The sequence below is a fragment of the Lysobacter capsici genome (assembly GCF_018732085.1).
Lineage (GTDB): Bacteria > Pseudomonadota > Gammaproteobacteria > Xanthomonadales > Xanthomonadaceae > Lysobacter > Lysobacter capsici_A.
The window spans coordinates 2,880,794-2,895,579 of record NZ_CP076103.1 but is presented as its reverse complement, the minus strand read 5'-3'; the positions used below and the strand labels follow the sequence as shown (position 1 = coordinate 2,895,579).

The window sequence follows — 14,786 nt, the reverse complement described above, 5'->3', positions numbered from 1 at the left end:
GCCGCGACCGCGTCACCACGCCTGCGTCGCAACCTGCATGGCAACCCGTATAGCAAGCTACGGCCGCGCCACAACGACCGCGACGATCGCAACGGCTGCAACGACTGCAACGACTGCAACGACTGCAACGACCAAAAAGGCTACGACCCAACCCTCGCCGCAGATCGCAATTCGCGGTCGTGGCTCGCGCCGCTCCTACAGGGGGCCGGCGAAACCACGCGAACGCTTGCGCATGGTCAATTGAGCTTCGCCACCCACGCCAACGGCAACCGCTTCATCAACCACCCCAACGGCGCCCACGGCCACCACGGCACATAAGCCTTGGCTTTCTCCTTCTCGATCGCCCGCACCAGCAAACGGCAACCGGTCGCCTCGTCGATGATGAAAGGCGTCTGCTTGGCCGGCGCGCCGTCGTTCATTTCGGTGCGGATGTAACCTGGGTAGATCGTGCTGATCTTGATCGAAGGCTTGCGCAGCATGTCGGTGCGGATGCCTTCGGCCAGCGAGGCCACGCCGGCCTTGCTCGCGGCGTAGGCGGTCAGGCCGCCGCGCATGCCGCGCATCGCGCTCATCGAGGAAATCAACACCAGATGCCCCTGGCCGGCGGCGCGGAAGATTTCCACCGCCGCTTCGCACTGCGCCAGCGCGGCGAGGAAATTGGTCTCGACGATGCTGCGGTTCAGGGCGAACTGGCCCTTGCCGACCGGCGCGCCCTGGCCGATGCCGGCGTTGACGATCACCCGGTCCAGGCCGCCCAGTGCGTCGCGCGCGGCCGCGAACACCGCGAACACCTGCTCGTGATCGGTCACGTCCAGGCTGTGGATGCTCACGCGGATGGCCGGATGGGCCGCTTCCAATTCGGCCTTGAGCGATTCCAGTCGGTCCAGGCGCCGCGCGCACAGGGCGAGGTCGCTGCCGGCGCGGGCGAACTCGCGCGCCATGCCGCGGCCAAGTCCGGAACTGGCGCCGGTGATGAGGATACGTTTGCGCATGCGGCGAACTCCGGTCGAGGCGCGAGCCTCAGCGATAAGTGATCAGGTCGGCGCGTCCGTACAGATGGGCGTGGCCGTTGAAGGTGGACAGGCGCAGGCCGCCGCGGGCGACATGCACTTGAGTGACGCCGGCGTTGACCAGGGTCCAGCTGAGTTTCATCGCCTGCGCATCGGGCGCCTGCAGCAAATGCTGGACGATCGCGGCGATCGGGCCGCCGGAGGTGAACACCCAGATATTCGAGGTCGACGACGGCGCGGCTTCGGCCGCGGCCTGCAAGGCATCGCGGCAGCGCTGGCCGAACGACGGCCACGGTTCGCTGTACTCGTGATCGAAATGTCCGCCCGACCAGCGCGTCATCGCCGCAGCGAACAGCGTCTGGAACGCACGGCGTGGATCGGCGGCGCGGCTGAATTCGGCGACCAGATGTTCGTGGTCGCTGTATTCTGGGGCGTGGCGGGCAATGATTTGCTGGTGGTCGAATTCGTTCCAGCGTGGGTCGATTTGGGGGGCGGCCCTCACCCCAACCCCTCTCCCGTCAACGGGAGAGGGGCTTGCATCCGCGGGGTCGTGTTGGGGTGCGTGTGTTGGATACATCGCCGCCAGACATTCGTCGGCGGTCTGCCGATGCCGGCGCATGCCGCCGCAGATCGCGATATCGCCTTCGCCTGCGAGCGGCGCCAATGCGGCACCGAGCAGGCGCGACTGTTCGCGTCCGCGCTCGCTGAGCTGATCGTAATCGGCCGCGCCGAATGCGGCCTGGCCGTGGCGGATCAGATGGATCGTCGCGGCCATCTCACGGCCCTCGCCGGTCTTGCGCGATCGCCTTGCGGCAACGCCAATGCAGGTAATTCACCGACAGCCAGAAACGCTTGAACGCCGGGTTGCGGGTCTGCCGGTGGTGATAGCGGTAATAGATCTGCTGGGCGATCGCCGACAGGCGAAACAAGCCGTAGACCTCGTAGAACGCCCAACTGCGCGGCTGCATGCCGGTGCGTTCGCTGTAGTACTGCATCACCTCGCGGCGAGTGAACATGCCGGGCAAGTGGGTCGGTTGCCGCCGCGTATCGCGGGCGATGAAGTCGTCGCCGGCCTCCACCCAATAGGCGAGCAGATTGCCGACATCCATCAACGGATCGCCGAGCGTCGCCAGCTCCCAATCCAGCACGCCGATCACCCGGGTCGGATCGTTGCGGTCGAGTACCACGTTGTCGAACCGGAAGTCGTTGTGGGTGAGGCAGATGCGTTCGTCGCGCGGCAGGTTCGCCTTCAACCAGGCCATGATCTTGCCGCCAGCGGGAACGTTCCAGGTGCGTGCGTCGGTATAGCGCTTGCTCCAGCCGTCGATCTGGCGCTGGCCGTAACCGGCACCCGGCGCGAGATGTTCCAGGCCGGCGGCGCGATGGTCGACCTGATGCAATGCGATCAAGGTATCGAGGACATGCAGGCACAAGCTGCGAACCTGATCGCGGCTCAGGTCCAGCCCGGACGGCAGGTTCTTGCGCAGGATCAGCCCGTCGAGCCGCTGCATCACGTAGAACTCCGCGCCGATCACCTGGGTGTCTTCGCAATGCGCGTACATCGCCGGCACGAACGGGAAAACGGGTTTGAGCGCCTGCTGGATGCGGAATTCGCGGCCCATGTCGTGCGCGGACTTGGCTTTCTTGCCGGCCGGCGGGCGACGCAGGATCAGGTCGTCGTTGTCGTAGTGCAGGCGATAGGTCCAGTTCGACGCGCCGCCGGCGTACTGGGTGACCTGCGGCGCGCCGTGCAGATGCGGCAGGCGCGGCTTGAGCCAGGCGTCGACCGCAGCGACATCGAGTTCCTCGCCCGCACGCACCGCGCGCGAGCCGTCGTTGCTGCGTTCGTCCGCCGCGCTCATGCCTTGCGGCCGACCGGCGCCGGCTTCTTCTTCGCCCCGCCCTGGCCGGCGCGACGCATCGCCGCTTCGTACCAGCTGTACGGCAAGCATCGCTTGAGCATCCAGAACCGCCGCGCCGAGGCATGAGTGAGAATGCGAAACTCGCCGCGCGCCACGCCGGCGCGGATCATCGCGGCGATCTCGTCGGCGCCGATCGTGGATTCGTCGACCAGCTTGCGCATCCAGCGCGCATAGCGCGGGTCGGTGCTGCGCAGGCTCTCGCTGAGGTTGGTGCGGAAGAACGCCGGGCAGACCACACTGACCTCGATCCCGGCCGATCCGAGTTCGGCCTTGAGCGTTTCCGACAGCGCCACCACCGCGGCCTTGGTCGCGTTGTACGCGCCCGCGAACGGCGGATGGATCAAACCGGCCATCGAGGCGATGTTGACCAAGCGGCCGCTGCCCTGCTTGCGCAGCAACGGCGCGAATACCTTGCAGCCGCGCACCACGCCGAGCAGGTTGATGTCGATCATCCACTGCCAGTCGGCGATCGGCATGGCCTCGACCGGCCCCATGTCGGCGACGCCGGCATTGTTGAACACCAGATCCACCCCGCCCCACTGCGCCAGCAGCCAGTCGGCCGCGGCCTGCAGGTCTTGCTCGCGGGTCACGTCGCAGTGCAGATAATGCGCGGTTGCGCCCAATGCGCGCAGCGCCGCGAGGGTTTCTTCGCCGCGCGCCGCGTTGACATCGCCGATGCACACGCGCGCGCCGTCGCGGGCATAGCCTTCGGCAAGGGCGCGGCCGAGCCCGGAGGCACCGCCGGTGATGAAGACGCGGGTTGCGGTGGTCATGCCGGTTCCTTGTGAGCGCGTTCTTTCTGGTGTTGACGGTTCTGGCTGGAACTCAAACCGTACTTGGCCAGTTCCATGCGCGCGACCATCGCACGATGCACTTCGTCCGGGCCGTCGGCAATGCGCAGCGCGCGCGCGATCATGAACAATCCGGTCAGCGGCAGATCGTTCGACACCCCGGCGCCGCCGTGCATCTGGATCGCCTGGTCGACGATGTCCTGCAGCATGTTCGGCGCGACCACCTTGATCGCCGAGATTTCGGTCATCGCCGCCTTGACCCCGAAGTGCTCGATCTTCCACGCCGCGTACAAGGTCAGCAGACGCGCCTGATCGATCGCCATGCGCGCCTGCGCGATGCGTTCGAGATTGCCGCCCAGGCGCAGGATCGGCTGGCCGAACGCCTGGCGCGAGGCGCCACGGCGGATGGTCAGTTCCAGCGCGCGCTCGGCCGCGCCGATCGCGCGCATGCAGTGATGGATGCGGCCCGGGCCGAGCCGCCCCTGCGCGATCGCGAAACCCTGGCCCAGGCCGAGGATCAACTGGTCCTTGTGGACGCGCACATTATCGAACACCACCTCGCCGTGACCGTAAGGCGGATCGTACTCGCCGAAGGTCGGCAGCATGCGTTCGATCCGCACCCCCGGCGCATCCAGCGGCACCAGTACCATGCTGTGGCGCTTGTGCGGTTCGGCGTCGGGATCGGACAGGCCCATGAAGATCGCCAGCTTCGCGTCGGGGTGGCCGATGCCGGTCGACCACCACTTGCGCCCGTCGAGCAGCAAGTCATCGCCGTCCACGCGCACGGTCGCCTGCATATTGGTCGCATCCGACGACGCCACGTCCGGCTCGGTCATGCAGAATACCGAGCGGATCTCGCCGTCGAGCAGCGGCCGCAGCCATTGCTGTTTCTGCGCATCGCTGCCGAAGTGATGCAGCACTTCCATGTTGCCGGTGTCGGGCGCGTTGCAGTTGAAGATGTCCGCGGCGAATTCGTAATGGCCCATGGCCTCGGCCAGCGGCGCGTAATCGAGCACCGACAGGTCCGCGCCGAGCTGCGCATCGGGCAGGAATAGATTCCACAGGCCCGCCTCGCGCGCCAGGCGCTTGAGTTCGGCGATGCGCGGATGCACCCGCCACTGGCGCCAGTCGGCGCCGGCGTTGGTGTTCGCATTCTCGCGCCGATACGTGTCTTCGAACGGCGCGATGTGTTCGGCGATGAAGGCTTGCAGGCGTTGCAGATAGTCGGCGCTGCGCGCGCTGGGTGCGAAGTCCATCACGAATTCCCGATGCCGGCGAAGGCCCGGCCCGTCTGCATCCTAAGCGCCCGGCCAGCATGAATGAAGTGATCTTTGCTAACTTCGCATCATGAACCAGATTCATAACCGGATCGACCAGCTCGACCTCAACCTGCTCAAGGTGTTCGAGGCCGTGTACCGCGAGCAGAACCTCAGCCGCGCGGCGCAGTCGCTGTACCTAACGCCATCGGCGGTGAGCCATGCGCTCGCGCGCCTGCGCCAGCAGTTCGGCGACCCGTTGTTCGTGCGCGACGGCCGGCGCATGAGCCCGACCCCGGCCTGCCAGCGCATCGCGCCGCTGCTGACCGACGCGCTCAGCCGCCTGCGCGAACTGCTGCAGCAATGGGACCGTTTCGACCCGGCCCAGGCCCGCCAGGGCTTCCGCATCGGCATGCCCGACGCGACCGAGACCGCCCTGTTGCCGGCGCTGGCGCAAACGCTGCACGCGCAGGCGCCGGGCGCGACCTTGGCCAGCGTGGCGGTGGCGCGACGCGAACTGGGCCGCGAACTCGCCGCCGGCCAGGTCGATCTGGCGATCGACGTGGCCCTGCCGATCAGCGAACCGGTGCGGCACCAGCCCCTGTTTCAGGACGGCTTCTGCGTGGTGATGCGCGCCGGTCATGCGTTGGCGAAGCGGCTGACCTTGAAGCAGTACCTGCAGGCGCGGCATGTCGCGGTGTCGACGCGCGCGAGCGGTCAGGTGATCGAGGACATCGCGCTGCTCAACCTGGGATTGCAGCGGCCGATCGCGCTGCGATGCCAGAACTATCACTCGGCGTGCGAGGTGGTGTCGCAGTCCGATGCCTTGTTGACGATGCCCGCGGGGCTTGCAGGGCGGATCATCGGTCGTTCGCGTTTGTTGCGGGTGGCGGTGCCGTTCGCGTTGCCGGCGGCGCAGTTGCATTTGTATTGGCATGCGAACAGTGAGTTCGATCCGGCCAATCGGTGGTTGCGGGAGGTGGTGGTTGGGGTGTGTGAGCGGGGGTTGTTTGGGTGATTCGGTTTTTTTCGCTGCGTGTTTCGGTTGCGATTGATTGCAACGAACACCGGAAATTGCGTTTCGCAAAAACCCCAGACGTCGCGTGACCTGCCGTAGCCCCTGTAGGAGCGGCGCGAGCCGCGACCGCGGGAATACGCCTATGACGAAAATCGCGCCGTTGCCGTGATGGCGCGGTCGCGGCTCGCGCCGCTCCTACAGGGAGGCCATGTGGCTTTCGCCCCAATTCGCGCAGTTCATCCAGCGCTACGACGCTCGTAACTCGCGAGAACAAAAGCACACCCGGAGGGCGGCGCACATGGATGTGCGCCGTGCGCCACCGGGACAGGATGTCCCGTGTGGCGCATGCCTGCGTCGGCACCGATCGTGCGGGCCTTTGATTCAAAGAAAAGCGTTTTTCTTTGGTTACCTTTCTTTTGTCGCTTTTGACAAAAGAAAGTAACTCGGCCGCTTGCGGACGAAAGCTGTTGATCTTGCCTTGGGCTTCATAAGCTCCAAAGCTTTAGGGGCTGCAAGCAAGATCAAAAGCTTCCGCCACTAAAGCGGCGGGTAACTTTCTTTTGTCCAGAGCCACAAAAGAAAGTCACCAAAGAAAAAGGCGTTCCTGTTTCGAATCAAAAGCCGCACGATCGGTGCTTGCGCAGGCATGCGCCACACGAGACATCCTGTCTCGGTGGCGCACGGCGCACATCCATGTGCGCCGCCCTCCGGGTGTGCTTTTGCTAACGCGAGTCAGCGGCCTCGCAGCGCTGGATGCGACGATTGAAACGAGGCGAAAGCCACATGGCCTACCTGTAGAAGCGGCGCAAGCCGCGACCGCGAAATCGCATTAACGCCGCAACACGCGTCACAGCGGCAGAGCAACGAAAAGCGGAAGACAGCAACCTCCACATCTCATCACCCCCTCAAAACTCCCAACCCACCAGCAACGTCACCTTGCCATCGGCCAACTTCGCATCATCCAACGCCTCCGACAACTTAGGCCCATAACTCGACGTGTCGGTGTACTGCAGCTCCGCCTTGACCGGCCCGAACTCGCGGGTCAACCCGAGCAGATAGTCGTTGTAACTGTCGCCGGCCGCGTCCTGCAGATCGTAGTGGCCGACCTGCGCCTTCAATCCGAAACCGCTGTCGCCCAGCGGCCATTCGCCGCCCGCGGTCCAGTAATACCCCTTGCCGCCCAGGCCGAAGATGTCCGGCGAATACGCCAGGCCCGCGTGGTAGTACTGAGCGAAACTCAAGGTGCCTTCGAGTTCGGTGTAGTCGTAGTCGAAGCCCTTGCGCGCGCCTGGGTACGCGGCGCGGGTGAGGACGAGGTCGAGTTCCAGGCCCGGACGCAGTTCGCCGGACCAGCCCAGGTAGCCGTCGAGTTCGTAATCGATGCCGTCGTCCTCCTCGCCCGCGCCGGTGAAGTCGATGCTCGACGCCCATAGGCCAACGTAGAAGCCGCTGGAGTGCTCCAGGTTGATCTCGGCCTGCACGGCGGGATCTTCCTGGGTCTGGGATACGCCGCGCCAGACGTAGTCGCTCATCGCGGTGACGCTGCCGCGGACCGACCACGGGGCGTCGGCGCTCGCCGGGTCGGCGGGCGGGTCGTCTTGGGCCAGTGCCGGCAGCGGTAGCAGCAGCGATGCGAGTGCGATGGACCGCGCCATGGTGGCGAAGGGGGAACGGTTGTGCGGGCGAATCGGCATCACAGTTCTCCCCGAACGGTGGTGGTGGCATGGACAGGTGCTGAGGCAGACGATAACGCAGGCGCTGGTGTGCATGGGTGGGGCACGGTGGGGATTTGAGCGGGCGCCGCGTTTCGCTGTGGCGTTGTGCCCTCACCCCAGCCCTCTCCCGCAAGCGGGAGAGGGGGCTGTTACGTCGGGTGCGTGGCGAGCCAGGCGGTTGAGGGCTCAGGCCGCGCCCTCGCCGACACCATCTACCCGAATCGCATTGACACCGTACGCCCCCGCTCCGAACATCCCCGCAACGCCTCGTTGCTCCGGAGTTCGCCGTGATCCTGCGCCTCGCCCCGCTCGCCTGCGCCCTGCTGCTGACCGCCTGCGGCGGCGGCAAGCCGTCCGATGCCCCCGCGGCCGCCACGCCGGCCGGCGCGGAGGAGAAGGTGCTCAACGTCTACAACTGGTCGGACTACGTCGCCGACGACACGGTCAAGAACTTCGAGACGGCCAACGGCATCAAGGTCAACTACGACGTCTACGACGCCAACGAAACCCTGGAAAGCAAGCTCAGCGCCGGCGCCTCGGGCTACGACGTGGTGTTCCCGTCGGCGCGGCCGTTCGCGCAGCGCCAGGTCAAGGCCGGAATGTACGCCGCGCTGGACAAGGGCAAGCTCAAGAACTGGAATCACCTGGACCCGCAGTTGCTGCAGAACCTCGCCGCGATCGATCCGGGCAACGCCCACCTGGTGCCGTACATGTGGGGCACCACCGGCCTGGGCATCAACATCGACAAGATCAAGGCCGCGCTCGGCGCCGACGCGCCGCTGGATTCGTGGTCGCTGCTGTTCGATCCGGCCAACGCCGCCAAGTTGCAGAAATGCGGCATCACCGTGCTCGACGACGACCAGGAAGCCTTCGGCGCGGCGCTGATCTGGCTCGGCCGCGATCCCAATGCCGGCGCCGCCGACGAGATCGACGCGGTGCGCAAGGTCTACAGCGCGATCCGCCCGTTCGTGCGCACCTTCAACAACGCCGAATACAAGGACGCCTTCGCCAACGGCGACGCCTGCCTGGTGATGGGCTATTCGGGTGACATCGCCCAGGCCAGCACCGACGCCTTCGATGCGGCCAAGAAAGCCGGCCAACCGGCGCCGAACCTGCGCTTCGTGATCCCGAAGGAAGGCGCGATCCGCTGGGTCGACGTGATCGCGATTCCCAAGGACAGCAAGCACGCCGGCAACGCCCACGCCTTCATCGACTACTTGCTCGACCCCAAGGTCGCCGCGGCGATCAGCAACCATGTCGCCTACGCCAGCGCCAACAAGGACGCGACCGCGCTGGTCGATCCGGCGATCGCGCAGGATGTCGGCGTGTATCCGCCCGAAAGCGTGCGCGCCAAGCTGATCGATCCCAAGAGCCTGCCCGAAGACGTGCAACGCCAGCGCGTGCGCGCCTGGACCAGCATCAAGAGCGGGCACTGAGCGCGTGAGCGTCCCGCCGCCCCGCTCCGCCACGACGCCCGCCACGGTCGAACCCTGGCGCGATCCGGCCGCGCAGCCGTTCGTGCGCATCGAGGGTGTGACCAAGACCTTCGGCAAGGTCTACGCCTGCGACGATATTTCCCTGGACGTGTACCGCGGCGAGTTCTTCGCCCTGCTCGGCGGCTCCGGTTCCGGCAAAAGCACCCTGCTGCGGGTGCTGGCCGGGTTCGAATCGCCCGATCGCGGACGGGTGCTGATCGACGGCGTCGACGTGACCGACCTGCCGCCGTACCAGCGGCCGGTCAACATGATGTTCCAAAGCTATGCGCTGTTCCCGCACATGAGCGTGGCCCAGAACATCGCCTTCGGGCTCAAGCATTCCAGCGGCGCGGACCGGCTCGGCGCGGGCGAGATCCGCGATCGCGTGCAGGCGATGCTGGAACTGGTGCGGATGCCGCAACTCGGCAATCGCCGGCCCGATCAGTTGTCCGGTGGCCAGCGTCAGCGCGTGGCCTTGGCGCGCGCCCTGGCCAAACAACCGAAGTTGCTGCTGCTCGATGAGCCGCTGGGCGCGCTGGACAAGAAGCTGCGCGAGCACACCCAGTTCGAACTGGTCAGCATCCAGGAACGCGTCGGCACCACCTTCATCATGGTCACCCACGACCAGGAAGAAGCGATGACCATGTCCTCGCGCATCGCGGTGATGGACGCCGGCCGCATCGTCCAGGTGTCGACCCCGGCGGTGCTGTACGAATACCCGTCGACGCGTTTCGTCGCCGAGTTCATCGGCGGCATCAACCTGCTCGACGGCCGCGTGCTCGGTCACGACGAAAACAACCTGCGTATCCAGTGCGACGAGGTCGGCGGCGAACTGCTCGCGCGCCATCCCGATCCGCTGCCGGAAGGCACGGCCGTTGGAATCGCGGTGCGTCCGGAGAAGATCGACGTCCACGAGACCCGGCCCGAGGGGATGGAGAACGTGGTGGTCGGCAAGGTCCGCGATATCGCCTATCTGGGCGATGTGTCGATCTACCATGTGCAGACCGAGGCTGGCGCGATCGTGCGGGTGCAGGAAACCCATGTCGCGCGCAGCTCGCAGCCGCATTACGACTGGGACGACACGCTGTGGCTGTCGTGGGATGCGGCCAGCGCGGTGGTGTTGACGTCGTGAGCGCTCGCGAGCAGAAGCGCGACTCGGGGGCCTGGGGCTTCTGGGCAGATGTCGTCTACAACCTGTTCGGGTGGTTCCGCGCGGTAGGCGACGAGTTCCGTACCCGGCGCGGACGTTTCGTGGTCACCGCGATCCCGATGCTGTGGCTGGCGCTGTTCTTCTGCGTGCCGTTCCTGATCGTGCTGAAGATCAGCTTCGCCCAGGCGGTGTTCGGGCAGGTGCCGCCGTATACGCCGTTGCTGGAAACCAGCGCCGACGGCGCGACTTCGCTGCGCCTGCACGCGTCCAACTACGCCGCGCTGCTGGCTGATCCGCTGTATATCGCGGCCTATCTGAAATCGCTGCTGTTCGCCTCGGTCTCGACCTTGTGCTGCCTGCTGCTGGGCTATCCGATCGCCTACGGCATCGCGCGCGCGCCGCGCAGTCTGCGTCTGTTGCTGCTGGTATTGGTGATCCTGCCGTTCTGGACCAGTTCGCTGCTGCGCACCTATGCGCTGATCGGCCTGCTGCGCGCCAACGGCGTGATCAGCCAGGCGCTGGCCGCGGTCGGCATCATCGAGCCGGGCCAGGCGGTGCTGCATACCGATCTCGCCGTCTACATCGGCATCGCTTACAACTACCTGCCCTTCATGATCCTGCCGCTCGCGGCGACCTTGATCCGGCTGGATTTCACCTTGCTCGAAGCCGCCGCCGACCTCGGTGCGAAACCCTGGCAGGCGTTCGTGCGGGTGACTTTGCCGCTGTCGTTTCCGGGCATCCTGGCCGGCACCTTGCTGGTATTCATCCCGGCGGTCGGCGAATTCGTGATTCCCGACGTGCTCGGCGGTCCCGACGCGCTGACCATCGGCCGGGTGTTGTGGACCGAGTTCTTCACCAACCGCGACTGGCCGCTGACCGCGGCGATCGCGGTGGCGATGCTGCTGTTGATCGTGCTGCCGACCTTGTTGTTCGAATACGTGGAAAACCGGCGCGTCGCGCGCGAGGCGCAGTCGTGAGCCGGCGGCCGTTCGCGCTGTACACGCTGATGGCGCTGGGCTACGCGTTCTTGTACCTGCCGATCGTGTCGGTGATCGTGTACTCGTTCAGCGGCTCGGACCGCGCGACCACCTGGGGCGGGTTCTCGCTGCAGTGGTACGGCGCGCTGCTGCGCAACGAACAGATTCTCGAAGCCGCGCAGCGCAGCCTCACGATCGCGGCGATCTCGGCCACCGCCGCGGTCGCGCTGGGCACCGCGAGCGGACTGGCCTTGTCGCGGTTCGGCCGGTTTCCCGGGCGCGGACTGCTGAGCCTGATGAATTCGGCGCCGATGGTGATGCCGGACGTGATGCTCGGCCTGTCCTCGCTGCTGTTGTTCGTCGGCCTGCAGCAGATCTTCGGCTGGCCCGAGCGCGGCATGACCACGATCACCCTCGCCCACATCACCCTGACCGCCTGCTACGTCACCGTGGTGGTGCGTTCACGCATGACCTCGATGGACGCCAGCCTGGAAGAGGCGGCGATGGACCTGGGCGCGAAGCCGTGGCGGGTGTTCTTCGTGATCACCCTGCCGTTGATCGCGCCGGCCCTGCTGGCGGGTTGGCTGCTCGCCTTCACCTTGTCGCTGGACGACCTGGTGATCGCCAGCTTCACCTCCGGCCCGGGTTCGACCACCCTGCCGATGCTGGTGTATTCGAAGGTCAAGATCGGGGTGACCCCGGAGATCAACGCACTGACCACGATCATCGTGGTGCTGGTGGCGATCGGCGTCAGCCTGGCCGGCGTGCTGATGCACCGGCGCGAGCGCAGCTTGGCGCGGTTGCGCGATTGAGCCTCGGGCTCGCCCTGTAGGAGCGGCGCGAGCCGCGACCGCGATACCGCAACTACGACGAAACTCGCGACGTAACCGGAATCCCGCGGTCGCGGCTCGCGCCGCTCCTACAGGGCGAGTACGGAGCCACGCAATCACTCTGTAGGAGCGGCGCAAGCCGCGACTGCGACATCGCAGCTACGACGAAACCTTCGAGGTAACCGAAATCCCGCGATCGCGGCTCACGCCGCTCCTACAGGGGGCTTGCGTGGTTTCGTGGCGAGCGGGCTTAACGCTCCAGGCCGCCCTACCCCGAATCACACAAATGAATCCTTGCGCCGGCACCCGATTCACGCGCATGCAACAGCGCCGACACGTGAAGCTGTTCTCCTATCGATGGGGAAAGGAACGCCCGCGACACTTTCTGCTCCGCAGGCCGCCGCCGTCCGGCACGACGCGCGCCTTGGCCGTCCATCTGCATTCGATCACCGGCCGCTGCATTCGCGCCCGGCTGTACACGGCGTCTCCTCGACCCGCGGATGTCGCACATCCGTGCCGGATTCATCCCACCCTTGATGCATTCATGGAGAGACTCAAATGGATTACCTCAACCGCGCGATCGGCGCGAAACTGCTGTTGACCGCCGCGATGCTGGCCGTGAGCGTGTTCGCCGCGCCGCAGGCCCGCGCCGAAGGCACCTGCAACACCGTCAGCTTCTTCCCCGGCGTCGTGCAGCTGTACGGCAACGTCAACGCCAATGCCGGCGCGTCGGAATCGAAGTTCTGCACCACCTCGTTCGCCTGCCCCAAGAGCTCGCGCAAGGTCGAAGTGTTCGGCGCCGGCCTGGCGTCCTCGCCCGAGTCGGTGGTCGCGGTCGACAACAGCGCGCTGCTGAGCACCGGCGACGAGATCTCGGCCAACTGCCAGACCGCGACCGTGCGCAGCGGCCGCAAGGGCACCGTCAGCACCTGCAACGCCAGCGCGCAGAGCACGCCGACCCAGGGCAGCAGCGACACCTCGCAGTGCTCGCTGTTCATCGACACCCCGGCAGGCACTCGCGCCGGCGCCAGCGCGACCTGCTTCTGCGGTACCTGATGCCGCACGGGTTCAAGGCGATACCGAAGTACGCGACAACGAAGTAAGCGGCAAGCAAACGTGCGACCAAAGAAAAAGCTCCCCGATGCGACCGGGGAGCTTTTTTTATTGCGTGACCACCCATGCGCGGCGGCGGACTCCTTCCGCCGCCGCGCCCGCGATCAGTTGATGCAGCTGTTGATCGAGGAAACGACCGAGCTGCGGAACAGCGCGTTGCCGTCGACGTAGGCGTAACCGGTCGGCAGGGCCGGACGGTTGGTGGTGTCGTAGAACAGCTTGAACAGGTTCTTGATCGGGGTGACGTTGGCGGCCGGGTTGCCCGCGTAGTAACCAGCGACGTAGGTGATCGCGACGATCGGGTAGGCGCTGGAGATCGGCGCGGTCGGGCTGACCAGACGCAGGCAGTTCTTGGCGGCGGCCGGCGCCGAGCCCGGAACGGCGGCGGTGGTGGCGCCGTTGAGCACCTGGCCGGACAGCAGGTTGGCCGGGGTGATGCTGATCGAGGCCGGCAGCGCGGCCGGGTCGAAGCCGTTGACGCTGGCGTACATCACGCCCTGCGACAGCACTTCGGCGATGTCGGCGTAGCCGAGCGCGTCGGTGGTGGTCTTGACCTTCGACACCACGCCGCTGTTGCCGCTCTGCGGCGAGACCGCGGCATAGGCCGGCAGGCTGCCGGCCTGGGTGACGGCGGCGGCGAAGCTCTGGTCGGGCTTGAAGTAACCGGCGACGACGCCGAACTTGCCGTTGCACTGGGCGGCCAGGTAGCTGGTGAACGCGAACGAGGTGCCGCTGCCTTCGCTGCGGTAGACGATCGTGATCGGGTGCGGCGAACCGCTCAGGGTCAGGCCCAGGCGCGAGTCGGCCCAATCGGTGATCTGCGCCGAATAGATCTGGCAGACCTGCTGGGTGGTCAGCGCGACCGAGGTCAGACCGGTGGTGGCGTTGTCCTTGAACGGCAGGGCGATGGCGCCGGCGATGGTCGGGATCTGCACGATCGCGGTGCGGGTCGAGGCCATGTTGGTGTTGAAGGTGTTGTAGTCCGCGGTGCTAATCGGCGAGTCGGTGCCGATGAAGTCCGGGGTGGTGCTCAGCGCGGTGAAGCCGGTGGCCGCGGCGCTGGAGGCGTCGCCGCAGTTGCCGTTGGCGAACACGGTGTCGTTGTTCAACACCTTCTTGCCGGTGCCGCTGCCGGTCTGGCAGTAGGAGACCGCGTCGCTGGGAAACAGGGTGCGGTACTTGGCGAACACCGGAACTTTGCTGCCGGTCGAGTTGCCCAGACCGGCAACGCTGAAGCCGACGGCCGGCGCGGTGATCGCGGCGTCGCGCGACAGGCGCGCCTTCGGGCTCAGCGAGTTGTACAGGTCGCCGACATAAGCCGGCGCCGGGAAAGTGGCGCCACCGGCGTACAGGTCGGCCGCGGTCGCCGAACCGGCGGCGGCCATGAGAACGCTGACAGCCAGCAGGCTGATATGAAGCTTGTTGCGATGCACGAGACTTCTCCTTGTTGGGTTTACGGGCACTTGCCCGCGAATCAATCCAATCGATGCGGTGCGTCCATCGAACTGCTCGACGCCAGCACACGATGC

Annotated in this window: 13 protein-coding genes; 6 read left to right on the top strand and 7 right to left on the bottom strand. The window is 66.2% G+C overall.

The window, feature by feature from the left end; translation table 11 throughout:
- Nucleotides 1-236 precede the first annotated feature (236 nt).
- The 5 genes from KME82_RS12315 to KME82_RS12295 are packed head-to-tail and all read right to left on the bottom strand — an operon-like array spanning nucleotide 237 to nucleotide 4,979.
- A complete protein-coding gene (locus KME82_RS12315; RefSeq protein WP_215498760.1) occupies nucleotides 237-992 on the bottom strand; it encodes an SDR family oxidoreductase in 756 nt (251 codons plus the stop codon).
- Nucleotides 993-1,020: 28 nt separating this feature from the next.
- Nucleotides 1,021-1,785 (bottom strand): histidine phosphatase family protein, encoded by a 765-nt coding sequence (locus tag KME82_RS12310; protein WP_215498759.1) that lies wholly within the window; start codon nucleotides 1,783-1,785, stop codon nucleotides 1,021-1,023.
- A gap of 1 nt (nucleotide 1,786) precedes the next feature.
- The gene (locus tag KME82_RS12305) at nucleotides 1,787-2,872 is read right to left on the bottom strand and encodes a phosphotransferase family protein (protein ID WP_215498758.1); all 1,086 of its coding nucleotides are present in this window, start codon (nucleotides 2,870-2,872) and stop codon (nucleotides 1,787-1,789) included.
- A complete protein-coding gene (locus KME82_RS12300; RefSeq protein ID WP_215498757.1) occupies nucleotides 2,869-3,705 on the bottom strand; it encodes an SDR family oxidoreductase in 837 nt (278 codons plus the stop codon). Before KME82_RS12300 ends, KME82_RS12305 begins: the two co-directional genes overlap by 4 nt.
- Nucleotides 3,702-4,979, bottom strand: coding sequence for an acyl-CoA dehydrogenase family protein (locus KME82_RS12295; protein ID WP_215498756.1), 1,278 nt, complete (start codon nucleotides 4,977-4,979; stop codon nucleotides 3,702-3,704). Before KME82_RS12295 ends, KME82_RS12300 begins: the two co-directional genes overlap by 4 nt.
- Before the next feature lie 91 nt (nucleotides 4,980-5,070).
- Here KME82_RS12295 and KME82_RS12290 point away from each other — a divergent pair, with 91 nt between their 5' ends.
- Nucleotides 5,071-5,997 (top strand): LysR family transcriptional regulator, encoded by a 927-nt coding sequence (locus KME82_RS12290; protein WP_215498755.1) that lies wholly within the window; start codon nucleotides 5,071-5,073, stop codon nucleotides 5,995-5,997.
- A 905-nt stretch (nucleotides 5,998-6,902) separates the two neighbouring features.
- Here the strand turns inward: KME82_RS12290 and KME82_RS12285 are convergent.
- On the bottom strand, nucleotides 6,903-7,691 hold the full coding sequence (locus tag KME82_RS12285; RefSeq protein WP_215498754.1) for a TorF family putative porin: 789 nt from the start codon (nucleotides 7,689-7,691) through the stop codon (nucleotides 6,903-6,905).
- 308 nt (nucleotides 7,692-7,999) lie between these two features.
- On the opposite strand from KME82_RS12285, the gene KME82_RS12280 reads away from it, so the two are divergent.
- The 5 genes from KME82_RS12280 to KME82_RS12260 all read left to right on the top strand — a co-directional run bounded on the left by KME82_RS12280 (nucleotide 8,000) and on the right by KME82_RS12260 (nucleotide 13,200).
- Nucleotides 8,000-9,148 (top strand): polyamine ABC transporter substrate-binding protein, encoded by a 1,149-nt coding sequence (locus KME82_RS12280; RefSeq protein WP_215498753.1) that lies wholly within the window; start codon nucleotides 8,000-8,002, stop codon nucleotides 9,146-9,148.
- 4 nt (nucleotides 9,149-9,152) lie between these two features.
- Nucleotides 9,153-10,319, top strand: coding sequence for an ABC transporter ATP-binding protein (locus KME82_RS12275; protein WP_215498752.1), 1,167 nt, complete (start codon nucleotides 9,153-9,155; stop codon nucleotides 10,317-10,319).
- 137 nt (nucleotides 10,320-10,456) lie between these two features.
- A complete protein-coding gene (locus KME82_RS12270; protein ID WP_057923543.1) occupies nucleotides 10,457-11,314 on the top strand; it encodes an ABC transporter permease subunit in 858 nt (285 codons plus the stop codon).
- Nucleotides 11,315-11,343: 29 nt separating this feature from the next.
- A complete protein-coding gene (locus tag KME82_RS12265; protein ID WP_046656545.1) occupies nucleotides 11,344-12,126 on the top strand; it encodes an ABC transporter permease subunit in 783 nt (260 codons plus the stop codon).
- 576 nt (nucleotides 12,127-12,702) lie between these two features.
- Nucleotides 12,703-13,200, top strand: a complete 498-nt coding sequence (locus KME82_RS12260; RefSeq protein WP_215498751.1) for a hypothetical protein — start codon at nucleotides 12,703-12,705, stop codon at nucleotides 13,198-13,200.
- A gap of 161 nt (nucleotides 13,201-13,361) precedes the next feature.
- Here KME82_RS12260 and KME82_RS12255 read toward each other — a convergent pair whose 3' ends face one another.
- Nucleotides 13,362-14,690, bottom strand: a complete 1,329-nt coding sequence (locus tag KME82_RS12255; protein ID WP_215498750.1) for a PstS family phosphate ABC transporter substrate-binding protein — start codon at nucleotides 14,688-14,690, stop codon at nucleotides 13,362-13,364.
- Between the last annotated feature and the right edge of the window lie 96 nt (nucleotides 14,691-14,786).

What these genes read in the sequence shown, in the direction of transcription:
- KME82_RS12270 (WP_057923543.1), top strand. Translation starts at nt 10,457, where the DNA reads ATGCTGTGGCTGGCGCTGTTCTTCTGCGTGCCGTTCCTGATCGTGCTG.
- KME82_RS12265 (WP_046656545.1), top strand. Translation starts at nt 11,344, where the DNA reads ATGGCGCTGGGCTACGCGTTCTTGTACCTGCCGATCGTGTCGGTGATC.
- KME82_RS12290 (WP_215498755.1), top strand. Translation starts at nt 5,071, where the DNA reads ATGAACCAGATTCATAACCGGATCGACCAGCTCGACCTCAACCTGCTC.
- KME82_RS12260 (WP_215498751.1), top strand. Translation starts at nt 12,703, where the DNA reads ATGGATTACCTCAACCGCGCGATCGGCGCGAAACTGCTGTTGACCGCC.
- KME82_RS12315 (WP_215498760.1), bottom strand. Translation starts at nt 992, where the DNA reads ATGCGCAAACGTATCCTCATCACCGGCGCCAGTTCCGGACTTGGCCGC.
- KME82_RS12310 (WP_215498759.1), bottom strand. Translation starts at nt 1,785, where the DNA reads ATGGCCGCGACGATCCATCTGATCCGCCACGGCCAGGCCGCATTCGGC.
- KME82_RS12295 (WP_215498756.1), bottom strand. Translation starts at nt 4,979, where the DNA reads ATGGACTTCGCACCCAGCGCGCGCAGCGCCGACTATCTGCAACGCCTG.
- KME82_RS12285 (WP_215498754.1), bottom strand. Translation starts at nt 7,691, where the DNA reads ATGCCGATTCGCCCGCACAACCGTTCCCCCTTCGCCACCATGGCGCGG.
- KME82_RS12300 (WP_215498757.1), bottom strand. Translation starts at nt 3,705, where the DNA reads ATGACCACCGCAACCCGCGTCTTCATCACCGGCGGTGCCTCCGGGCTC.
- KME82_RS12305 (WP_215498758.1), bottom strand. Translation starts at nt 2,872, where the DNA reads ATGAGCGCGGCGGACGAACGCAGCAACGACGGCTCGCGCGCGGTGCGT.